The organism is Bradyrhizobium liaoningense (assembly GCF_018130785.1).
Classification (GTDB): domain Bacteria; phylum Pseudomonadota; class Alphaproteobacteria; order Rhizobiales; family Xanthobacteraceae; genus Bradyrhizobium; species Bradyrhizobium liaoningense_A.
The window spans coordinates 377,681-397,792 of the sequence record NZ_JAFCJT010000003.1 but is presented as its reverse complement, the minus strand read 5'-3'; the positions used below and the strand labels follow the sequence as shown (position 1 = coordinate 397,792).

Genomic DNA, 20,112 nt, shown 5'->3' with positions numbered 1-20,112 from the left:
TTCTCGTTCCGGCTCAGTTGCTGGCGAGGTATTTCTTCGCCGCCGCAACCTCGGGGCGTTCCGAATCGGCACTGGCGGTCAGCGTTACGAGCTGTTGATAGTTCTGTCGTGCCGCTTCCTTGTCACCAAGGGTTTCGGCGGCCTTGGCCGCCCCCGCGAAAGCGTGCAGGCGGTTCGGCTCTTTCGCCTTGGTTGCCTCGAATGCAGCAAGTGCCTCCTTGGCCATGCCGCGATCGAGCAGCATGAAGCCGTAAAGCTCGCGCGCCGGCGCCAGTGGTCCGGGCGTGATCACGTGCTTTTCCGTCTTGTCCTCTGCATCCGCCGCGGCACTCATCGCATTGAGCGCCTCGTCATACTTGCCCTCGGCGTAAAGCACCCAGGCGACGGCGACCTGACGCTGGATGTCGACGATTCCGGACCAGTAATTGTCCTTGGCGTCCTGCAGCTTGTCGCGCAATTCCGCCAGCTTCTGGCTGTCGGCCCTTGCGGCTTCCGGTTTGCCGGAATGTGCCGCGCCGAGGGCCCGGGCGAAATGCGTTACCGCCATCGCAAAGTTGAGGTTGCTCGGCCTGACCGGCAGCTGCGCGGCACCATCCCAATCGCTGCGGTCGATCGCATAACGCGCCGGAGACGCCGCCAGCGCGTAATCTGCCGCTGCGACCGTCGCCTTGAAGTCGGTCTCCTTGATCATGTCGTCGATGACGGCACGCGCCTGCTTGTCCTGGCCGAGCTGCAGGTAAGCATAGACCATGTAGTCCTGCGCATGCAGGTAGTTGCCGACCGATTTTTCGGCCATCGCGGCTTTCACGGAAGCGGTGTTGGAGTCGATCGATTCCTTCCAATAGCCGACGCGTGTGTAGATGTGGGAGGGCATGTGCTGGGCGTGCGGCGCGGCCGGTGCGATCTTGGCATAACGATTGGCGGCATCGAGCCCTTTCTGCGCCAGCGCCGGGTAGTCGTAGAGATGGATCAGATAATGCGTCACGCCCGGATGCAGCGGCAGCCGCCTGGAAATCGGCTCGAGGATCGCCGCGCCTTTCATTTGCTGCGCGTAGGTCTTGTCGTTCAGATCCGCCGACGTATTGAGCGTAATGGCGTAGGCGATCTGGGCTTCGTCGTCGTCTGGATATTTTGCCGCGACGCGCGCCTGCGCGTCACGCAGCATGCGCATGCGCTGGACGTGAGGGATCTTGTCGTAATCGGCATACATCACCATCAGCGCATCGATGTAATCGCGTTCGCGCTCGGTCGCGGCGCCGATCTCCTTGGCCTTCACGATCGCGGCGAGGCCCGGCGCCAGGTTCGGCTTTGGAATCGCGTTGTGCGGATTGTCCATGTAGGTGAGCGCAATGCCCCAATAGGCCATGCCGCATGTCGGGTCAGCCTCGATGGCATCCTCGAAGATCTCCTTGGCGTTGGCGTACCAGTAGGAATGTTGATAGCGCATCCCGCGATCGAAACGACGCTGGGCCACATCGTTGCAAGAGGTCTGGAAATGAACGCTGCCGAGCTGCTGATCTACATCGTCCTGCGCGACCAGAGCCTGTGGTCCTGATAGGCCGACACCGGCTGCGATGACGAAGAACAGGGACTTCCGCATGGATCCCTCCCTTTGCCTGACAAGCAATGTATTGGTCTTGATAGCCCTCACTATATGACGTTCGCGGCTTTTGCTGAACAGCCAAGTCAATCGCGGCAGCGCAACTGACCCAGTGGCTTCCCCGGCGTTGGCGAAACCAAACCGAAGCCAGAGCTGCCGGGGTTCGATCCTTACGCGCCCGCCATTCAGGCCTCGGATCGCATCCCTAGGCGATCGACAGAATCTCGATCTCCTGCGCGCCCGTCCCTGCGACATCGCCGACCGCCTTCCCGATCAGCGACTTCGCGACCGGTGCGACGAACGAGATTGACCCGGCCTTTGGATCCGCTTCGTCCTCGCCGACGATGCGGTAGGTCTGCACGCGGCCATCGGTGCGGCTGAAGGTCACGGTGCTGCCGAAGGCGACGACGTCGGTCGACGCCGGATCGGGAATGACCTGCGCCGTGCGCAGCCGTTCAGTCAGATAGCGGGCGTCACGCAAGGGCACCGCCGACTGCCGGCGCTTTTCGTTGACGTCCTCGATGGCTTGCGCGGCTTCATAGGCCTCGCGCGCTTCGCGAAGCTGCGCCTGCAGCGCCTGCAAGCCGGCTTCGGTCACGAGGTTCGGGTGAGGCGAGATCGGACGATCCGGCAACAGCGTCTCGGACGCGGTTTCGGCGCTTTCTTCCTTGGTAAAGGCAACGCTCAACTCGCAAATCCTGTCGTACTGTTGGAGGCACCGGTCGCGCCTTCACGCCGCAAGCCCCTGACGAGGAACCGCGCCGGGCAGCCGGTCGGTGATTTGCCGGACTATATCTCAAGTTCGACGAAACGGCGCAGCTTGAAGACGAGGTCCGGCATGGCCTGACGGAACCGCGTCGCGTTCTGGAACGTGGTCGAGAACGGCGCGAAGGTGATCATCGCGTTCCAGTGCCTGTAACCGTAGACCGTGACGGAGGCGCCGGTCGCCGGAAAATTCTCCAGCTTGCGCAGCTCGCCGAGCACGAGATCGGCGATCGCCTCGGCAGGCAGCAACTGCTTGCCATCAGGCGTCGTCGCGACTTTTGCTGGCGGCTCGACCGGCTTCGCGGCAGCCGGCACGGTATCGGGCGCATCGTCGGGTTCGGCCGGTGCACGATCGGAGGTGGACGGCTCGACCAGCTCGAACCCATTCGTCGGCGCTGTCGATGGAGCCTCGGTGAGCGGCGGCGGCGCAACGGTGTCTGCGCGCTTGTTGCCTCCCAGGATGCTGCTGATCATGGCCACAAGGCCAGCATCCTTCACGTCGTCGCTCATTTCTCCCCCCGGGCTTCGACCTACTTTAGCACCGCTCTCGCGGACCGCCACTGGGGAAGTATGGCCGGATTCCGCCTGGCCAAGGCCGTCACGCGAAGGCCGTCACGCGATGGCACCGGCGGCCCGACGCCCGATCACGTCGCGCCGCCGTGCGATCCGTCACTGCTTATCGAACGGAATATACTTCTGGTACTGCTTGGGCACCGAGCTGCGGTAGCGCGCGGGCACGGTGCCGCTGTCGACCGAATGATCGATCTCCTGCTGCCGCGTCATCTTCTTCTTCGCCGGCTTCTTCGACGCGCTCTTCTTGGAGTCGGCCGGCTGGCTGGAGGTGTCGTTGGTCGCGCCCGGCGTGGTCGTCGTCGCTGCCGGCTCAGTGGTTGTCGCGGCAGGCGCTGCGGTTCCCCCGGCGGCCGGCGCGCTCTGGGCCAGCGCGAGCGATGTTTGCATGAGAAGCGCCAGCGCTGCTGTCGCAGCCACCAAATATGACCTTTGCATTAGAACCTCCAAAATACCCTGTTCCGAATGAGACAAGCGTAGTTCTCCGGGATCGACGCGCGCAAGTCTGATCAGGACAGGCCGGAACCCCACCACGAACTGTGGCGGAGATCACATTGCTGGTCGCGCGCCGCGTCATGATGTGCCTCGTCGCGAACGCACGGCATTCCGTCGACACCAAGAGGCATGACCATGTATCAGACGAGTTGGGCTCGCTGACATTCCCATCCACCCGCTCTCGAAGGAGATCGAAATGCGTCGCATCATCCTCACTCTCGCATCGTTCGCCGCCCTGATCGCCGTAGCATCCCCGGCCGCCCAGGCACATCCTGCAAACGATCGATATTGCCTGCAGGGTCGCATGTGGGGCTATCCCGGCAACTGCCAGTTCGCGAGCTATCAGCAGTGCCTCGCCTCCGCCTCCGGCACGTCGGCCTATTGCGGCATCAATCCGCGCTACGCGCTCTCGCAGCAGCGCGCCTACTGACGACGTCACGGCGTGCGCGCATGACGCGCACGCCGCCACACTTATTACGTGAAGACGATCCACTTCGCCGACAGTCCGGCGAACTGACACTGCGCGACGCCGCTTGCGCCTGCCGATGACGAGAATGTTATTCGTCATCCCCGCGGGAAAAATTTGCAAAGCACGGCCGCAGCTTGCTCGTAACGCTCCCTCCCGGAACAACATCGATGTCGCGCAGTGTGTGAAGCAGATCGCTTGTGGCACCCAATCGCCTGATCTAGCGTGACCTGCATATTCTGATGCGAACAACTTTAGCTTTATTCGTTGTACGTCGTGACTTTTTCAGGAGGTGTTTTCAATGAGCAGCCGCCACAGCATTGTTCCGCGCGGTCTGAACGCAACGCGTTCGCCGCTTTCCCAAGGCCGCTTCGGACGCATGTTCCGCAAGCTCACGCCGGCGAAATTCGGTCCGAACGACGCCGACAATGTCGCGAACCTTTCGGCGCTGGCCGACAAGATGGTCGCCGACTTCGATGGGCCGAAGGACGGGCCGGACGCGGAGGAGAGCGGCATTCCCGTTCTCTACACCTATTTCGGCCAGTTCATCGACCACGACATCACCTTCGATCCGGTCAGCTCGCTGACCAAGCAGCAGGACCCCGACGGGCTCGTCGACTTCCGCACGCCGTCGTTCGATCTGGACAATCTCTACGGCCGCGGTCCGAACGATCAGCCCTACATGTATGACGGTGCCAAGTTCCGCCTCGGCGAGAAGCTGACCGGCGCGGGCGTACCCGATGCCAGCGACCTGCCGCGCTTCAAGGGCCGCGCCCTGATCGGCGACCCCCGCAACGACGAGAACAGCATCGTCTCGCAGTTCCAGGCCTTGATGCTGCGCTTTCACAACCGCATGGTCGACGACAACGACAGCCTGTCGTTCGAAGAGGTGCAGCAGCGCGTCCGATTCCACTATCAATACGTCGCGCTGAACGATTTCCTGCCGCGCATCGTCCACGCCAGCGTGCTGGACGAGCTGAGGACCGCGGGCCAATACGATCGCAGCAAGGTCGCCCACTACCACTGGAAGACCTATCCGTTCATGCCGGTCGAGTTCTCGGTTGCGGCCTACCGCCTCGGCCATTCCATGATCCGCCCCGGCTATCGGCTGAACGATGCGGACAACATGCTGTTGCAGATCTTCCCCGACCCCCACAATCCCGACACGAACGCGCTGACGGGCTTCCGCGCCATGGGCCCGGGACGCGCCATGGACTGGGGCCGCTTCATCGATCTCGACACGCGCGCTTACGGTGTCGAGGACGACGACACCAATGCCGACAACAACAAGCGGCTTCAGTTCGCCTACCGTATCGATACGTCGCTGGTCGACCCGCTGCGCAAGCTGCCGCCGGAGGTCGCGTCCAATCCGTCATCGCTGGCGCTGCGCAATCTCGAGCGCAGCTGGCGGCTCAAACTGCCGTCCGGCCAGGCCGTCGCCAGGGCGATGAACCTGACACCGCTGACGGATGACGAGATCATCATCGGCAAGGCCGTCGATGAACCCGGCGCCGGCGATCCGCAGACCAAGATCGCAACCATCGCGAATGGCGTGTTTGCCGGCAATTGCCCGCTTTGGACCTACATCCTGGCCGAGGCGCGGCAGTTCCAGACCGCCGTCACGATCCCCGTCACCGGTGGGCCCGGCACCGTCAACACGCCGCAGCTCGGCCCCGTGGGCGGCCGTATCGTCGCCGAAGTCTTCCTCGGCTTGATGTTCGGCGACAACTCCTCCGTGCTGTCGCTCGACCCGCAATGGACGCCGGTGACCGGCTCCAGCTTCGCGTTGAAGGACCTCGTCGCCTACGCGCTCGGCCAGGGCAATCCGCTGCACTGAGGCCTGATGAGATGAGACTCGTTCTTTGCACTGCGTGACAAGGCGTGGATGGCCGGGACAAGCCCGGCCATGACGCTGTGGAGACGGTCTAGTGCGCGGCCCCGAGACCGCTCTCCTCCAGCCGCGCCGCAAACCAGAGCGACAGTGGTTGATCCACGACGCCGCTGACATAGACCTCCGAAATCGTCACATGGTGCTTGTCCAGCACCAGCAGCACGCCGATCCAGTAGGCGAACCAGACATGGGCGTCGGTCATCGCCATCAGCTTGTGCTGGTCGTGCTCGAGCGAGGTGTGATTGCTCGCCTTGCGGATCTCCACCGTGAGCAGATTGTTCGGGATCTCGCGCTGATGCACGACGACATCGGGGTAGATCGACTTTCCCAGATGATCGTCGGTGGAGACGATCGCGCCGTGCGGCAGATGCAGCGTGCGCTCGCCGAGGCGGTCGTAGTTGCAATCGACCGACCAGCCGGAGAATTGCCGCTCCAGATAGACGGCGAAGCGGTGCGTCACCGCCCGCTCGCCGACGTCCTTCTCGAACAAGAACCCTTCGTGGGTGTAGAAGTCCCGGAGCGCCGCGATCACCTTGTTCAGCTCGCTCTGCATCGTGCCCCCCGGCTCTCGGCGCTCCTGATGCAGCCTACATCTGGACTTCGATCAGCCGTGGCCCGGGCTCGGCGACGGCTTCGGCCAGCGCCTTGTTGAACTCCTCCGCGTTGGTGACGGCGCGGCCGGGCACGCCCATGCCCTTCGCCAGCGCGACGAAGTCCAGCGTCGGACGGTCGAGCCGGAGCATGTCGTTGGCGCGCTGGCCGGGCTCGCCGGCGCCGACATTGTCGAACTCGCCGCGCAGGATCTGGTAGATGCGGTTGGCGAACACGATGGTGACGATGTTGAGGTTCTCTCGAGCCTGCGTCCACAGCGACTGGATCGTGTACATCGCGCTGCCGTCGCCGACCATGGTGATCACCTTGCGGTCCGGGCACGCGATCGCGGCGCCGATCGACAGCGGCGTGGAGAAGCCGATCGAGCCGCCCATGTTCTGGAGCCAGTCGTGCGGAGCGGCCGCCGCCGTCGGCGGGAAGAAACCGCGGCCGGTGGTCAGGGATTCGTCGACCATGATCGCGTTCTCGGGGATCGCGCAAGCGATCGCCTGCGCGATCGTGGCGAAAGTCAGCGCGCCGGTCGGCTTCACCAGCTCAGCCAAGGCCTGCGGCCTGACGTCCTTCGCGCTCGCCTTCACCGCGCCGGCCAGCGCTTCGAGCGCCGCGACCGAATTCTCGCCCCAGGTGGTCATGCGGTGCACCTCGCAGCCCTCGGGCTTGAGCATGCTCGGCTTGTTCGGATAGGCGAAGAACGCCACGGGATCGTCGGACTCGACCAGCACGATGTGGCGGAACTTCGCCAGCATCGGCAGCGCGTTCTCGATCACGTAGTGGATGCGGTCGATCGAGTAGCGGCCGCGGCCGCGCGCCATTTTGGGGCGGAAGGTCGGCCCCATCACGGTGCAGCCGGTCTTGCCGGCGATGCGCTCGGCGAGCGCCAGGCCCTTTTCGCTCAGCGCGCTGCCGGTCATCAGCAGCAGCGTGCCCCCGCCGTCGCCGTGCAGGATCTTCGCGGCCTGCTCGACTGCCCGCGGCGAATAGCTCGCGCGCTGCTGCTCGGCCGGCACCTCGGCGATGCCGTCGGCCTCGTTCCAGGCGGTGTCGGCGGGCAGGATCAGGGTCGCGATCTGCGGCGGCGAGCTCTTGGCGGCGGCGATCGCCGCGGCGCCGTCGGCCGCGACCGACTTGGAATCCGGCGAGGTGCGGACCCAGGACGACATCGGCCGGGCCAGGCCCTCGATGTCGGAGGTCAGCGGCGCGTTGTAGCCGATGTGGTAGACCGCATGCTGGCCGACGATGTTGACGATGCCGGAATTGGCCTTCTTGGCGTTGTGCAGATTGGCAAGGCCGTTGGCGAGGCCCGGACCGAGATGCAGCAACGTCGAGGCCGGCGTGCCTTTCATGCGGAAATAGCCGTCGGCGGCACCGGTCACCACGCCTTCGAACAGGCCGAGCACGCAGCGCATGCCCGGCACGCGGTCGAGCGCCGCGACAAAATGCATCTCGGAGGTGCCCGGATTGGTGAAGCAGACGTCCACCCCACCCTTGACCATCGTCCGCACCAGGCTTTCCGCACCGTTCATTCTTCAGCTCCCGCGACCGGCAATGTCCAATAATCCGTCCGATCAATCATTGTTCGCTCGCCTCGTCAAAGCAATAGCCGGCATCGCGGCCCTGCCCCGCGGGGCGATGCGCGGGTTTGGCTAACATTTTCCGGCAAATTGGCGCTGTTGCCGATTTGGTAACGCCAATCATTAAGCATGGCTCATTCGTAAAGGGCCTGCCTCACGGGGCCGTGGCTTGCGAAAAGCCCGCAAATATGGCCTGTAACTTCAGTTGAATCGATTTTTTCCTTGGGGGAGACAATGATCCGGTTTTTTGCCGCACCGATTGCCGCCATCGCACTGCTGTCGGCCACGACAGGCGGTGCGCTCGCCCAAGAGTTCGACTCGCGTGACATCATGGGCTTCGGCCCGAACTTCTTCCGCGGCGGCTCGAGCCCGATCCCCCGCACCACGGTCAACTATACCGGCAATTACGCCCCCGGCACGATCGTGGTGAACACCACCGAGCGCCGCCTCTATCTGGTGCTCCAGAACGGCCAGGCGCTGCGCTATGGCATCGGCGTCGGCCGCGACGGCTTCCGCTGGGGCGGGGTGCACAGGATCACCGCCAAGAAGGAATGGCCGGCCTGGACGCCGCCGTCGCAGATGCTGGCCCGCCGGCCCGACCTGCCGCGCCACATGAAGGGCGGTATCGAGAATCCGCTCGGCGCGCGCGCGATGTATCTAGGCTCGACGCTGTACCGCATCCACGGCTCCAACGAGCCGGAGACGATCGGCCAGGCGGTGTCCTCGGGCTGCTTCCGCATGACCAATGACGACGTCACAGACCTCTATAGCCGCGTCTCGGTCGGCACCAAGGTGGTGGTGCTCAACAACTAGCCGCCGACGAATTGCGGGAACCCGCAGGGCGCGTGAATATGCGGTCTTGTGCGTCGCTTCCGAATACGGCAGCGTCGGATAGCAATGAGCGCATTGGCCCCGCCTTCGTCCGGCTTTCGCATCGCCCTGCTGGCACTCGCCACCTTCGCGTTCGCCCCTGACACCGCTACCATCGCCGTCGCGGGCGAATTGCCCGCGATCGCCTCGCGCCAGCGCGCCGAGAAGAAGAGCTTCACCGACGGCGAGATCGTCGAAGGCTTTCTGAAGACCGCGTTCGGCGCCGAGTACCACCTCGCCGGCCGCGTCGACCGCATCCGAAAATTCGACGGGCCGGTGCGCGTCTACGCCGAGAGCGACCGCGCCGACCGCAAGACGCAGCTGGCAAAAGTCGTGGCCGACATCGCCGCCCGCGTGCAGCATCTCGACATCGCCATGACCACGACCAGCGAGGCGGCGAACGTGCGGGTGAAGCTCGTACGCGACCGCGATCTCTTCCGCACCATTGCCGCCTTCTACGGCGCGGAGAAGGCGCGCGAGATCCGCACCTCGCTCGATCCGCAATGCCTGTCCGGCTTCCGCAAGAACGACAATTTCGAGATCGAGCATTCCGACGTGATCCTCACCGTCGACAACGGCGATTTCACCTTCCTCGACTGCGCCTATGAGGAGCTGCTGCAATCACTTGGGCCCATCAACGACACCCCGAGCGTGCCTTGGACCATGTTCAACGACAATGTGTCGATGGGCTATTTCGACGTCTACGACCAGTACATCCTCAACCTGCTCTACGATCCCCGCATCAAGCCCGGCATGACCCTGCAGGAGGTCAAGGCGGTGCTACCCGCCGTGCTCGCCGACGTACGAGCCTGGGTGAAGCGCGCGAATGATCTGAAGGAGTAACCTCTTACCCTCCCCTGGAGGGACCTGGAGGGGGAGGGTCGGCTCGCATTTGAGCGAAGCGAAAATGTGAGACGGGGTGGGGTGACAGTCTCTCCACCGAGGCGGTGCCCGTGCGGAGAGATCACCCCACCCCGCTCGCGCTTCGCGCGATCGACCCTCCCCCTCCAGGGGAGGGTAAGCAAGGCCGCGCGACGCTGTGCTTACCACCCGTTGATCCGCGGCCACACGGCGCTGACTCCGCCTTCACCATCCAGCACCTGATAGCGATCATATTGCGCGCCGGTCGCGCAGGCGTGGTTGGTGAGGATGCGGACGCGGGAGCCGATGGGCAGATCGGGCAGCGCGGCATTGGAGCCTTTGCGCAAGCCGATGATGCCGTGCTCCTGGTTGGCGTCGGTGACGATGAGGTCCGGGTACGGTTTCCCAGCGAGATCGCAGACCACGCCATAACCCTGGTCGAGCGCCTGTTTCGCCGTGCTGCGGTCGCGCGACAGCGCCATCCAGCCGGCATCAGCGATGATCCAGCCTTTCGCCTTTTGGTGGCCGATGACGGTGGCAAGCACGGAGAGCACGAGATCGTCCATCGCCACCGAGCTGACGCCGGCCTGATAGAGATCGCCGAACATGAAGACGCCGGCGCGCACCTCGGTAATGCCGGTCAGGTCGCGCACATAACGCGCGGTCGGTGTCGCGCCGACGCTGACGACGGGACAGGGCAGACCTGCGCTGCGCAAGGCGTTCGCCGCAGTCACGGCGGCAATGCGTTCCGCTTCCGCCGCATCCGCGATGGCTGCGGGATCGTTCAGGGCGTAGCTGTCGCCAGCGTGCAGCAGCACGCCGCGCAAGGTCGCGCCGCCTGCGACCAGACGCTTGCCGATGGCGACCAGCGTTGCCGCGTCGGTCGGCGCGACGCCGGAGCGATGGCCGTCCGCGTCGACCTCGATCAGCGCAGGGATGGCTTCGCCGGTTCGCGCGGCATGTGCGGCGACGGCGTCGGCCTGCTCCAGACTGTCGAGGATCACGGCAAGATCGGCGCCGGTGGCGCGGATGGCAGAGACGCGCGCGAGCTTCGCCGGTGCGATGCCGACGGCGTAGATCATGTCACGCACGCCGCCGGCCGCGAAATATTCGGCCTCGCGCAATGTCGAGACCGTGGCCGGCCCCGCTGGCGAGCTCATGGCGATGCGCGCGACGTCGAGCGATTTTGCGGTCTTCAGATGCGGGCGGAAGGCCACGCCAAGTCCAGCGAGATGCGCCTTCATCCGCGCGACATTGGCGCGGAGCCGCTGCTCATCGAGCAGCAGGCAGGGCGTTTCCAGATCCAGCAAATCCGTATTAGCGGGCATCGGCATACACCGTGGCACGCGACACCCCGAGATGGGCCGCGATGATGTCAGAGGAGCGACGTACCTGCATGCAGCCGGCGTCCCGCAATTCGCGCAGCAACGCGCGGCGATCTTCGGTGTTGAGCGCGCGGGGCGTGGTGGCGCGGCGCGCGGCGAACTGGTCGATATGGGCGCGGATTGCCTCCGCGCCGACGGGGTTGAGCGACTCGCGCGGGCTGTTGTTCGCATCGACGCTGACGAACTGGCCTATGGCGCTCTGCAAGCCCTGGAACAGCGTCAGGTCGACGTTGAGGCAGAGCGCGGCAACGTAAGAACCGTCCGCACCCTTGATGCCGATGGAGGTGCTCTTGGCCTGCCTTCCGTCGGCAAAGCTGTTGGCGTAGTTCGAAATCACCTGCGCGTAGTCGGGGTCGGCGATGCGGGCGAGGCCAAGCTCGGTCGCGCCCTGGCCGACCTTGCGGCCGGACAGATTGTTGTGAATGGCGACGATCGCCTGTTTGGGGTCGGTGAGATCGTGCAGCACGACTTCGCAGAACGGCGCAAAGGTCTCGCCCAGACCTTGCGCGATCTGCCGCAACTGATCGAACAGCAATTTTTGCTCGGCGGTCGCCCTGCTCAACGCAGTGAATTTAGCGCGGCCCATCGCCCGCCCCTATTGCACGAGATCGGCGACAGTGGTTGCAGCCTTCAGCCCCGTACCGGTGAGGACCGCGACCGTGGTCTCGTTCGCCTTGATCGCTCCGGCAGCCGAGAGCTTTTTCAGCGCAGCGGCCGCGCTGGCGCTGGTTGGCTCCGCGAACAGGCCCTGCCGCGCAAGACGACGCAAGGCCGCGACGATCTCGTCCTCGGTGAGCGCAACGGTGCCGCCGCCGCTCTCGCGCAGGGCGCCGATGATCTCGCGCAGGCGCAGCGGATTCTTGATCGCGGTGCCCTCGGCGATGGTTTTGTTCACCTCACGCGCGACAGGCGTGTCGACACCGGCCTTGAAGCTTGCATCGATCGGCGAACAGTTTTGCGGTTGCACCGCGAACAGCCGCGGCAGCTTTGCGATCTGGCCGGCTTTCAACAACTCGCGGAAGCCGAAGGCGCAGCCGAGCAGGCTGCTGCCGGCGCCGACGGGGACGATGACGTTGTCGGGCGCGCGAAAACCAAAATCTTCCCAGATTTCATAGGCGAGCGATTTGGTGCCTTCGAGAAAGAACGGCTGCCAGTTGTGGCTGGCGTAAAAGGTCTGGCTCGACTGGCGAATGGCCTCGGCTTCCGACTCCTCGCGCGGGCCCTCGACGAGTTGCACCGTCGCGCCATAGGCGCGCACCTGCGCGATCTTGGCCGGCGATGTCGAGGCGGGCGCCAGGATCTTCACGCGCATGCCGCCGGCGGCTCCTAACCCCGCCATCGACGAGCCGCCATTGCCGGAGGAGTCTTCGAGTATCGCGTCGACGCCGATCTGCCGCAGGAACGACAGCATCACCGCCGAGCCGCGATCCTTGAAGCTGCCGGTGGGGTTGAACCATTCGAGCTTGAAGAACGGGCGCAGGTCACCCCAGGCCTGTTGAACCAGCGGCGTGCAGCCTTCGCCGAGCGAGATCGGCTTTGCGATCTCGACCGGCAGCGCCGCCCTGTAGCGCCAGAGCGAGCGCGCGCGGCCGTCAATGTCCTCGCGCGAGATACCCGCCCCCGGCGTCACCAGAAGCGGCGTGCGCTCGTCCGAGCACCAGCGCGGCTGGTCGAGCGGATAGAGTTTTCCGTTGCGAGGGTCGATGTAGCTGGCGGCGGACATGGCGTTTCCCTGGGGCGGAGCTGACCTATACATTATGTCTGAAAATATACATTTTGTCCAGACGCCCTTTGGAGCGTGTCTGCAGGGTCGACATGTGCAAGATACGCCATCTCTTTCACGGTGCGGGCAGGCAATGACCGTTCAATGGACCAAAGGCTACAGTCAGAGCGAGCTCGATCGTGCGCAGGAGCGATTTGGCCTGATCTTTCCGCCGGACCTGGTCGCTCTTCTGAGAGAGAAGCGACCGGTCGAAGGACACGACTGGAATGACGACGCCGCAATCAGGCGGGCGCTCGACTTTCCTCTCGCCCGGCTGCTCTCCTCCATCGAGCACAATCCGTTCTGGTGGCCGGAGTGGGGAGAGCGGCCTTCCGATATGCAGGCCCGCAAGGAAGTGTTGCGAGACATCGTCTCGCGCGCACCCAAACTGATTCCCTTGATCGCCCATCGATACTTGCCCGAGGAGCCGCATGAATCGGGCAACCCGGTGTTTTCCGTCTTCGGCTTCGACACAATCTATTACGGGATGGATCTGGATGACTATTTCGAGCGCGAGTATGCCCCATCCGATTTCCGGGTGCCGCTAAGCCAGTTCAAGTACATCCGCTTCTGGTCCGACCTCGCCGCGCGATATGGCTATAGCTTCGAGGAGCTCAACAAGAAATTGGATCGCTAGCCATGCTCCATCTCGACCACATCACCGTCGCCGCCAACGACCTTGCCGAGGGCGTCGCCTATGTCGAGAAAGCGCTCGGCATTGCGCCACCGGCCGGCGGCGCGCATCCGCTGATGGGGACGCATAATCATCTGCTGCGGCTGAGCGGGACGTCGTTCCTCGAAGTCATCGCGCCGAACCCGTCGGCTCCCGCCCCGAGCCGGCCGCGCTGGTTCGCGATGGACGATGCGCGGACCCATGCGGCGCTCGCCTCTTCGCCGAGGCTCATGACGTGGGTCGCGAACACGTCCGACATCAAGTCCGCGCTTGCGAAGATCCCGCATGCCGCCCGGCCGGCGATCACGGTGACGCGCGGCAATCTCGAATGGCTGATCTCCGTTCCGCCCGACGGGTCGATGCCGTTCGACGGTGCGTTCCCGACAATCATCGAGTGGCCTGAAGGTCCGCATCCAGCCTCGCGCATGGCCGATCTCGGCTGCTCGCTGGTCGAGTTCGAGATACGGCATCCCGATGTGGACACGATCAAGTCATCGCTGGCGGGTTTTCTCGACGATCCGCGTATCCGCTTCAGTCACGATCCCGCGCCTTCGTTTCGGGCGGTGATCCGGACCCCGAAGGGCGACCGGCAATTGGTCTAGGCGCGCCAGGGGCGCCACCCCTTCAAAAATACAAACAATTACATACATATAGCTCACAATGCGACGCCGAGCGCCGTTCGGGCCCGACCCACGTATGCCCATCTGAACGGCATCGGCGGCACAGGCCAGCGTGGACACCATTAACTTGTCTGTCGTGGCTGGCCGCTACAATATGTTGGATTGAGCTTGCGTCGCCGGTGTTCCGCATTGGCAACGCGACCGAGCCAGGCCCGTCCGAGCGGCGGGCCGTCGGCTTTTTGGGAGTTTGGTCATGAGCCGCGCGAACCGTACCGATCACATCCGCCTCACCTCCCATCCGGAGCCAGGCAAAAAGGCCGCGTTTCCGATTCACTGGGGCGCAACCGACGCGCGCGCCCGGGGGCCGATCATCGGCACAGTATCGCGCGCTGGGGATCGCAACGTGATCGGCAGCCATGGCGGCTCCTACGCGATGTACCGCGCGCTCGCGGTGTCCGCCGGCGCGCTCGATCCAATCCGCCGTCCCGACCTCACCAACACCTTTCCGGCCGCGACCATCGGGCCGTTTGAGCAATGGCGCGATCCCGACAAGATCGTCGCGCTCGATCCCTGGGGGCATCTCGTCGCGGAGAATTTCGGCAAGGACATCGCCGAGGGCGTCGATATCCGCCCAAGTATCGCGGTGACGCGCGCGCGGCTCGACCTGCCGGAGATCCGCGAGGCGCTGGCCGCAAAACGGCTGCGCGCCGACGGCGAGGTCGTGCACGCCAATGGCAGCGTGTCGGTGGTGAAGATCGCGATCGATCCGGTCTGGTACCTGCCGGGCCTTGCGACGCGCTTCGGCACCGGCGAGACCGAGCTGCGGCGCACGCTGTTCGAGCAGACCGCCGGCATGTTCCCCGAGCTGGTCACCCGGCCGGACATGAAGGTGTTCCTGCCGCCGATCGGCGGCACCACCGTCTACATGTTCGGCGATGTGACAAAACTGCCGGACCACCGCACCAAGATCACCTGCCGCGTGCATGACGAGTGCAACGGCTCCGACGTGTTCGGCTCGGACATCTGCACCTGCCGCCCCTACCTCATCCACGGCATCGAAGAATCCGCGCGCGGCGCGCAGGAGGGCGGGCTCGGGCTCGTCATCTATAATCGCAAGGAAGGCCGCGCGCTCGGTGAGGTCACCAAATTCCTGGTCTACAATGCGCGCAAGCGCCAGGAGGACGGCGATGCGGCGGCCGCCTATTTCGAGCGCACCGAATGCGTTGCCGGCGTCCAGGACGCGCGCTTCCAGCAATTGATGCCGGATACGATCCACTGGCTCGGCCTGAAGCGCATCGACCGCTTCCTGTCGATGAGCGACATGAAGCATGACGCCCTGACCTCGCAGGGCATCGACATCGTGGAGCGCGTACCGATCCCGCCGGAGCTGATCCCGGCCGACGCCTATGTCGAGATCGCCGCGAAAAAGGCTGCCGGCTATTACTCGACCGACATCGCGCCGGAGAAGGACGTGAACGGCGTGGTCGGACGTTCGCTGGAAAAGTACTGATCGCGCGATGGCGGAGGCTTTGGAACAACAGGCCCGCTCCCTGCTCAGCGCAGGAGCGGTTCGCGCGCGTGCCGCAAAAATGCTCGAGATCGGCCTCGCCGGCGGGCTCCAGCACTTCACGATCGACCTCGACCGCATGGACGGCGTGGCGGAGGCCGTGATCGCGGTCACGCGCAAAGCCTATCCGACACTGGAGATTCCCTTCCATGCACGCTGGCGGCACTTTGTGCTTGCTGGCGTTGACCGCTGGGCACGGCTGGCTGACGCGACGTCGTGGCCCGACCGTGCGGCGCGGGCGCGCGCGGAGTTCGACCTCGCAATCGTCAGCGTGCTGCTCGATGCCGGCGCGGGCGCGGCGTGGCGATACCGTGACGTGGTGACGGGCGAAAGCATCGGTCGATCGGAAGGGCTTGCCATTGCAAGCCTCGACATGTTTGCGGGTGGCCTCTTCTCGCGCGATCCGCGTGCGCCGTTCAGGGCCGATGCAGACGTGCTCGCGAAACTGCCGCTGGCCTCCCTCACCTCCGCCTTTCAGGTGAGCGATGCCAATCCGCTGCTCGGTCTCGACGGACGCACTGATCTGCTGCGGCGTCTGGGCAAGCTGGTTGCCGAGGGTGCGGAGATCTTCGGCCTGCACGATACGCCGCGGCCGGGCGGCCTGTTCGATCACATCGCGGCGCAGGCTGTGGGCGGCGCGGTCGCCGCGCCCGCCATCCTGGCCGCAGTGCTGAACCAGCTCGGGCCGATCTGGCCGTCACGGCTCGAGCTCGCCGGGATTCCACTCGGCGATTGCTGGCGCCATCCGGCGATCAAGGCGGACGACGCAACCGCAGCTCTCGTCCCCCTGCACAAGCTGTCGCAATGGCTGAGCTATTCGCTGATCGAACCGCTGCAGCGCGCCGGCTTTGAGGTCACCGACATCGACGGACTGACCGGGCTTGCCGAATACCGCAATGGCGGCCTGTTCGTCGATCACGAGGTGCTGCGCCTGCGCGATCCGGCCGATGCCGAGCGCGCGCATGCGGTGGATTCCCTGCTCGTCGTGGAGTGGCGTGCGCTCACCGTCGCGCTGCTCGACCGGCTCGCGAGTGGCGTCCGCGCCAAGCTCGGCCGCACGCCTGAGACATTGCCCCTCGCGAGCATTCTCGAAGGTGGCACCTGGGCCGCCGGCCGCGCCATCGCCTTCGCGCGCCGGCCCGACGGGGCACCGCCGCTCAAGGTCATCAGCGACGGCACGGTTTTTTAATCCATTCATCCGCAACGTGAACCATTGCGTATCGATGAATTTCAGGAGCATCCCGTCATGGAAGGCGTCACGATCGTCGATCATCCGCTGGTCCAGCACAAGCTGACCCTGGTGCGGGACAAGTCCATCTCGACCAAGTCGTTCCGGGAGCTGATCAAGGAGATCGGCATGCTCCTGTGCTACGAGGTGACGCGCGACCTGCCGCTCGCCGATACCGTCATCGAGACGCCGCTGGCGACGATGCATTCGGCCAAGATCGCCGGCAAGAAGCTGGTGTTCGTGCCGATGCTGCGTGCCGGCACCACCTTCGTCGACGGCATGATGGATCTGGTGCCGACCGCGCGCGTCGCCCATATCGGCCTGTACCGCGAGCCGTACAGTTTTGCCGCGGTCGAATATTTCTTCAAATCGCCGTCCGACCTCGGCGAGCGCCTTGCGATCGTGGTGACCCCGGTGGTCGCGACCGCGAACACAGCCGTCGCCGCAATCGACCGCCTCAAGGAGCGCGGCGCCAGGGACATCCGCCTCGCCTGCCTGATCGCCGCGCCGGAAGGGTTGGAACGACTGCGCGGATTGCACCCGGACGTGCCGATCTGGACCGCCGCAGTGGACGAAGGGCTCGACGAGAACGGCTTCATCCTGCCGGGCCTCGGCGATGCCGGCGACCGCGCCTACGGGACGAGATGAGCGCGGAACTCTCGATTCTTTTTTTGACGCGTTTTCTCCACGCGGACCGGTAGCCACTTCGCTCGAAAACGCTCTAGATCTTCCCGCTGCCGCAAATCAGCTTGAGCGACTGCCATTCCTTGTCCGTCAACAGCGGCAGGCCGCTGGCGGGACGATCTTCCTTCGTCATGCGCGCGAGGCGATCCTCGGTGAGCGGATGGCTCGCCAGGATCGTGGTGAGGCCGGAGCCGCCTTCCTTGCCGGTGATGCGGAACATCAATTCGGCCGCGGGCTTCGGCGAGCGGCCGAGCTTGTGCATGATCTCGATCGCGAACGTATCCGCGGCGGTCTCGGCCTCGCGCGAATAGGAGGCTTCGACCACGCTGCGCGAGGCGAAGATCACGGCGGAGGAACCGGTGACGTCGCCGAACAGCAGGCCGATCAGGAACGAGGTGCCGCCGTTGTAGATCAGGCCGCGCATGTTGTCGTGATGCTTGAGATGGCCGAGCTCGTGGGCGAGGATGCCGGCGAGTTCGTCCGGGCTTTCCGCCTTGTCGAGCAGGCCCTTCAGCACGTAGACCTTGCCGCCAGGCAGCGCGAACGCGTTCGGCACGGAGGTCGGCAGCACGCCCGCCGTCATGGAATCGTCGTCGAGGCCCGCGGCATCGCGCAGACGATTGACGAGTTTTGTGAACGCGGCCTTGCCCGCAGGGTCTTCGCACGCTTTGCGGCCGAAGATGGTTTTCACCTGGACTTCGGCGGCGTCGCCGATGCGCCGCTCAACCGGCTTGGGCACCAGCGGTGCGAGACGGTCGGCAGCGAGCGGCACCCCGAACAGCACGACGCAGACAATGGAGACGGCGGCGGCCACCGACCAGCCGACGATTCTTGCGACGCCGCGGCGCGTGGTCTGGTGCTCGTCGAGGCGCGTGCAGCGGACGGTCACGTCTGCGGCGAGCGCGGCGTCGCGGATCTCGAGCCGCGCCAGCGGCGGCGCGGACGTGGAGGCCAGGCGGAGAACGCCGGCCGGACTGTCGGTGCGGCGGATGTCGGCATAGGCCCAGCGTACCGGCGTTCCCCCCTCCTCGAGGATCTCGAGCGTATCACCGAGCGTCAGCATCACCTGCCGCCTGCGGCTCGACTCGCCGTCGAAGAAGATCGTCGGCTTTGCAGGCTGCGCCGGAACTTCGGTGGACAAGTCACTCACAGATCAGAATCCCGCGACATCGAGCCCGTCGGCAAAACCTTCGCCGAGCGCGCTGGCAAGCTCGCCGGTGCCGCGTACATCCGCCGCGGCCGCGATGTTGTGCACCTCGACGGTTTCCAGCACCTTGGCCCAGATATCGCGCTGGAGATAGACCCGCATGACGATGTTGATCGCGAGCGCCAGGGCGAAATAGCCGATGACCATCATCACCACCATCGGGATGCTCTTGGCGGCATTGTCGGATCCGAACACCTGATCGGCCGGAACGCCGCTCAGCGCGACGATGAGCAAGGCGCCACCGCCCATATAGGCTGCGAAAACGGTCGAGAGCAGCATCCACCAGCCGATCACTTTCCAGTACAGGCCGTAGAACGCGTTGTGCGGCAACTCCGAGGACAGGCTGACGCCGCCGATGCGGATGCCGTCAAGCCACCAGCGCCATTCACGCGCCTTGAACTCGGCATAGAAGAACGGGGCGAGCGGGAAGATCACGATTGCGATCGGGCTCAAGAGCCACAGCCACCAGCCGCGCTTGAAGAACGTCCAGCCGTCGCCTTCGAAGTCGCCGCTTAAATCGCCGTAATGGGTGTGCCGCATCTTGTAGCGTTCGAGCGAGGCCTCGCGCCAGGGCAGCGCCAGGCCGAGGGTCAGGAACGCCAGCAGCCCCCACAGCATGGCCCGGAACGAATAGGCCCAGCCCGAGCCGTCCATCCAGAAGCGCACGCCGCGCCAGACCGTGCGCGTGAGGCGATAGCGCCGCGCGCGAAAGATCGCGAATTGGCCGAAGGCGTAGAAGCTGATGAACAGCGGCGTCGAGGCAAAGCCCTGCCAGCGCTCGAACTCGATGCCGACAAGGAAATAAGCGAGGTAGATCGGGACCAGGATCGCGAGCGCGAACAGGAAGCCGATCAGCAGCTCCTTGGCCCGGCCGGTATATTCGGCGGCGTCACCGTCGATCGCGGTGTTCGTCCACAAATGACGACGGATGTCGGTGACCAGCCAGAACCGGTAGAAGCCGAAAGTAACGAGCTCCAGCATGGCACCCTTGGTGACCATTTTGCGGAACTCGGAGCGGTTGCCGGTGAAATCGACCCGCGTCGGCGGCAGCGGCGGCGGGAGCGGTTCAGAGCCGATCGGGGCCCATTGCATGTCGTTCACGGCGGCAACCTCGGGGTGCGGACCTGGTACGGTCAAACTATAGATCAGAGATTAGTCGATCCCCAAGATGAGCGGGTTCGATTTGCCTCGATTTCAGTCGATTACTCGCATGATTCCGCAGGCGGGGCGTGCGGAGGATCGCGTTGACACATCTGCGTGACGGCCGTCCGGCCCTCTCGCAAAG

The 20,112-nt window shown here is 64.8% G+C and carries 20 protein-coding genes; 9 read left to right on the top strand and 11 right to left on the bottom strand.

The features are described from left to right. Window positions 1-13: 13 nt before the first annotated feature. The 4 genes from JQ627_RS12220 to JQ627_RS12205 all read right to left on the bottom strand — a co-directional run bounded on the left by JQ627_RS12220 (window position 14) and on the right by JQ627_RS12205 (window position 3,373). A complete protein-coding gene (locus tag JQ627_RS12220) occupies window positions 14-1,600 on the bottom strand; it encodes a M48 family metallopeptidase (protein ID WP_212484456.1) in 1,587 nt (528 codons plus the stop codon). Between the two features lie 205 nt (window positions 1,601-1,805). Continuing rightward, window positions 1,806-2,288 carry a transcription elongation factor GreA gene (gene greA, locus JQ627_RS12215; protein ID WP_212484455.1) on the bottom strand — a complete coding sequence of 161 codons (483 nt, stop codon included), beginning with the start codon at window positions 2,286-2,288 and terminating at the stop codon, window positions 1,806-1,808. 101 nt (window positions 2,289-2,389) lie between these two features. Further along, on the bottom strand, window positions 2,390-2,875 hold the full coding sequence (locus JQ627_RS12210) for a hypothetical protein (RefSeq protein WP_212484454.1): 486 nt from the start codon (window positions 2,873-2,875) through the stop codon (window positions 2,390-2,392). A 159-nt stretch (window positions 2,876-3,034) separates the two neighbouring features. Next, window positions 3,035-3,373 carry a hypothetical protein gene (locus tag JQ627_RS12205; RefSeq protein WP_212484453.1) on the bottom strand — a complete coding sequence of 113 codons (339 nt, stop codon included), beginning with the start codon at window positions 3,371-3,373 and terminating at the stop codon, window positions 3,035-3,037. 253 nt (window positions 3,374-3,626) lie between these two features. On the opposite strand from JQ627_RS12205, the gene JQ627_RS12200 reads away from it, so the two are divergent. Beyond that, complete coding sequence (locus JQ627_RS12200) at window positions 3,627-3,860, top strand: DUF3551 domain-containing protein (protein WP_212484452.1); 234 nt, start codon at window positions 3,627-3,629, stop codon at window positions 3,858-3,860. 337 nt (window positions 3,861-4,197) lie between these two features. Beyond that, complete coding sequence (locus tag JQ627_RS12195) at window positions 4,198-5,733, top strand: heme peroxidase family protein (RefSeq protein ID WP_212484451.1); 1,536 nt, start codon at window positions 4,198-4,200, stop codon at window positions 5,731-5,733. An 88-nt stretch (window positions 5,734-5,821) separates the two neighbouring features. Here the strand turns inward: JQ627_RS12195 and JQ627_RS12190 are convergent, their stop codons facing one another. Together JQ627_RS12190 and JQ627_RS12185 are read right to left on the bottom strand one after the other, a co-directional pair. Next, window positions 5,822-6,340 carry a hypothetical protein gene (locus JQ627_RS12190; protein ID WP_212484450.1) on the bottom strand — a complete coding sequence of 173 codons (519 nt, stop codon included), beginning with the start codon at window positions 6,338-6,340 and terminating at the stop codon, window positions 5,822-5,824. Window positions 6,341-6,374: 34 nt separating this feature from the next. Further along, window positions 6,375-7,922 carry an acetolactate synthase large subunit gene (locus tag JQ627_RS12185; protein ID WP_212484449.1) on the bottom strand — a complete coding sequence of 516 codons (1,548 nt, stop codon included), beginning with the start codon at window positions 7,920-7,922 and terminating at the stop codon, window positions 6,375-6,377. A gap of 282 nt (window positions 7,923-8,204) precedes the next feature. Here JQ627_RS12185 and JQ627_RS12180 point away from each other — a divergent pair, with 282 nt between their 5' ends. Together JQ627_RS12180 and JQ627_RS12175 are read left to right on the top strand one after the other, a co-directional pair. Further along, on the top strand, window positions 8,205-8,783 hold the full coding sequence (locus JQ627_RS12180) for a L,D-transpeptidase (RefSeq protein WP_212484448.1): 579 nt from the start codon (window positions 8,205-8,207) through the stop codon (window positions 8,781-8,783). Window positions 8,784-8,867: 84 nt separating this feature from the next. Further along, window positions 8,868-9,683, top strand: a complete 816-nt coding sequence (locus tag JQ627_RS12175; protein ID WP_212484447.1) for a DUF2927 domain-containing protein — start codon at window positions 8,868-8,870, stop codon at window positions 9,681-9,683. A 200-nt stretch (window positions 9,684-9,883) separates the two neighbouring features. Here JQ627_RS12175 and JQ627_RS12170 read toward each other — a convergent pair whose 3' ends face one another. The 3 genes from JQ627_RS12170 to JQ627_RS12160 are packed head-to-tail and all read right to left on the bottom strand — an operon-like array spanning window position 9,884 to window position 12,809. Then, window positions 9,884-11,035: an alanine racemase gene (locus tag JQ627_RS12170; RefSeq protein WP_212484446.1), complete on the bottom strand. Its 1,152-nt coding sequence runs from the start codon at window positions 11,033-11,035 to the stop codon at window positions 9,884-9,886. Next, on the bottom strand, window positions 11,019-11,672 hold the full coding sequence (locus tag JQ627_RS12165) for a transcriptional regulator (protein WP_212484445.1): 654 nt from the start codon (window positions 11,670-11,672) through the stop codon (window positions 11,019-11,021). The genes JQ627_RS12170 and JQ627_RS12165 overlap by 17 nt, the downstream gene beginning before the upstream one ends. A 9-nt stretch (window positions 11,673-11,681) precedes the next feature. After that, a complete protein-coding gene (locus tag JQ627_RS12160; protein WP_212484444.1) occupies window positions 11,682-12,809 on the bottom strand; it encodes a threonine synthase in 1,128 nt (375 codons plus the stop codon). Window positions 12,810-12,942: 133 nt separating this feature from the next. On the opposite strand from JQ627_RS12160, the gene JQ627_RS12155 reads away from it, so the two are divergent. The 5 genes from JQ627_RS12155 (at window position 12,943) to upp (ending at window position 17,584) form a co-directional block, all read left to right on the top strand. Further along, window positions 12,943-13,485, top strand: a complete 543-nt coding sequence (locus tag JQ627_RS12155; RefSeq protein ID WP_212484443.1) for a hypothetical protein — start codon at window positions 12,943-12,945, stop codon at window positions 13,483-13,485. A 2-nt stretch (window positions 13,486-13,487) separates the two neighbouring features. Then, window positions 13,488-14,123 (top strand): VOC family protein, encoded by a 636-nt coding sequence (locus JQ627_RS12150; RefSeq protein ID WP_212484442.1) that lies wholly within the window; start codon window positions 13,488-13,490, stop codon window positions 14,121-14,123. Window positions 14,124-14,394: 271 nt separating this feature from the next. Further along, complete coding sequence (locus tag JQ627_RS12145; RefSeq protein ID WP_212484441.1) at window positions 14,395-15,651, top strand: GTP cyclohydrolase II; 1,257 nt, start codon at window positions 14,395-14,397, stop codon at window positions 15,649-15,651. A gap of 7 nt (window positions 15,652-15,658) precedes the next feature. Beyond that, on the top strand, window positions 15,659-16,897 hold the full coding sequence (locus JQ627_RS12140; RefSeq protein WP_212484440.1) for a URC4/urg3 family protein: 1,239 nt from the start codon (window positions 15,659-15,661) through the stop codon (window positions 16,895-16,897). Window positions 16,898-16,954: 57 nt separating this feature from the next. After that, a complete protein-coding gene (gene upp / locus JQ627_RS12135) occupies window positions 16,955-17,584 on the top strand; it encodes a uracil phosphoribosyltransferase (protein WP_212484439.1) in 630 nt (209 codons plus the stop codon). A 73-nt stretch (window positions 17,585-17,657) separates the two neighbouring features. On the opposite strand, the gene JQ627_RS12130 is transcribed toward upp, so the two are convergent. Then, the gene (locus tag JQ627_RS12130; RefSeq protein ID WP_212484438.1) at window positions 17,658-18,770 is read right to left on the bottom strand and encodes a M48 family metallopeptidase; all 1,113 of its coding nucleotides are present in this window, start codon (window positions 18,768-18,770) and stop codon (window positions 17,658-17,660) included. A 3-nt stretch (window positions 18,771-18,773) separates the two neighbouring features. Then, window positions 18,774-19,919 (bottom strand): YjgN family protein, encoded by a 1,146-nt coding sequence (locus JQ627_RS12125; protein ID WP_212484476.1) that lies wholly within the window; start codon window positions 19,917-19,919, stop codon window positions 18,774-18,776. Window positions 19,920-20,112 lie beyond the last annotated feature (193 nt).

What these genes read in the sequence shown, in the direction of transcription:
- JQ627_RS12220 (WP_212484456.1), bottom strand. Translation starts at nt 1,600, where the DNA reads ATGCGGAAGTCCCTGTTCTTCGTCATCGCAGCCGGTGTCGGCCTATCA.
- JQ627_RS12210 (WP_212484454.1), bottom strand. Translation starts at nt 2,875, where the DNA reads ATGAGCGACGACGTGAAGGATGCTGGCCTTGTGGCCATGATCAGCAGC.
- JQ627_RS12205 (WP_212484453.1), bottom strand. Translation starts at nt 3,373, where the DNA reads ATGCAAAGGTCATATTTGGTGGCTGCGACAGCAGCGCTGGCGCTTCTC.
- JQ627_RS12200 (WP_212484452.1), top strand. Translation starts at nt 3,627, where the DNA reads ATGCGTCGCATCATCCTCACTCTCGCATCGTTCGCCGCCCTGATCGCC.
- JQ627_RS12195 (WP_212484451.1), top strand. Translation starts at nt 4,198, where the DNA reads ATGAGCAGCCGCCACAGCATTGTTCCGCGCGGTCTGAACGCAACGCGT.
- JQ627_RS12190 (WP_212484450.1), bottom strand. Translation starts at nt 6,340, where the DNA reads ATGCAGAGCGAGCTGAACAAGGTGATCGCGGCGCTCCGGGACTTCTAC.
- JQ627_RS12185 (WP_212484449.1), bottom strand. Translation starts at nt 7,922, where the DNA reads ATGAACGGTGCGGAAAGCCTGGTGCGGACGATGGTCAAGGGTGGGGTG.
- JQ627_RS12180 (WP_212484448.1), top strand. Translation starts at nt 8,205, where the DNA reads ATGATCCGGTTTTTTGCCGCACCGATTGCCGCCATCGCACTGCTGTCG.
- JQ627_RS12175 (WP_212484447.1), top strand. Translation starts at nt 8,868, where the DNA reads ATGAGCGCATTGGCCCCGCCTTCGTCCGGCTTTCGCATCGCCCTGCTG.
- JQ627_RS12170 (WP_212484446.1), bottom strand. Translation starts at nt 11,035, where the DNA reads ATGCCGATGCCCGCTAATACGGATTTGCTGGATCTGGAAACGCCCTGC.
- JQ627_RS12165 (WP_212484445.1), bottom strand. Translation starts at nt 11,672, where the DNA reads ATGGGCCGCGCTAAATTCACTGCGTTGAGCAGGGCGACCGCCGAGCAA.
- JQ627_RS12160 (WP_212484444.1), bottom strand. Translation starts at nt 12,809, where the DNA reads ATGTCCGCCGCCAGCTACATCGACCCTCGCAACGGAAAACTCTATCCG.
- JQ627_RS12155 (WP_212484443.1), top strand. Translation starts at nt 12,943, where the DNA reads ATGACCGTTCAATGGACCAAAGGCTACAGTCAGAGCGAGCTCGATCGT.
- JQ627_RS12150 (WP_212484442.1), top strand. Translation starts at nt 13,488, where the DNA reads ATGCTCCATCTCGACCACATCACCGTCGCCGCCAACGACCTTGCCGAG.
- JQ627_RS12145 (WP_212484441.1), top strand. Translation starts at nt 14,395, where the DNA reads ATGAGCCGCGCGAACCGTACCGATCACATCCGCCTCACCTCCCATCCG.
- JQ627_RS12140 (WP_212484440.1), top strand. Translation starts at nt 15,659, where the DNA reads ATGGCGGAGGCTTTGGAACAACAGGCCCGCTCCCTGCTCAGCGCAGGA.
- upp (WP_212484439.1), top strand. Translation starts at nt 16,955, where the DNA reads ATGGAAGGCGTCACGATCGTCGATCATCCGCTGGTCCAGCACAAGCTG.
- JQ627_RS12125 (WP_212484476.1), bottom strand. Translation starts at nt 19,919, where the DNA reads ATGCAATGGGCCCCGATCGGCTCTGAACCGCTCCCGCCGCCGCTGCCG.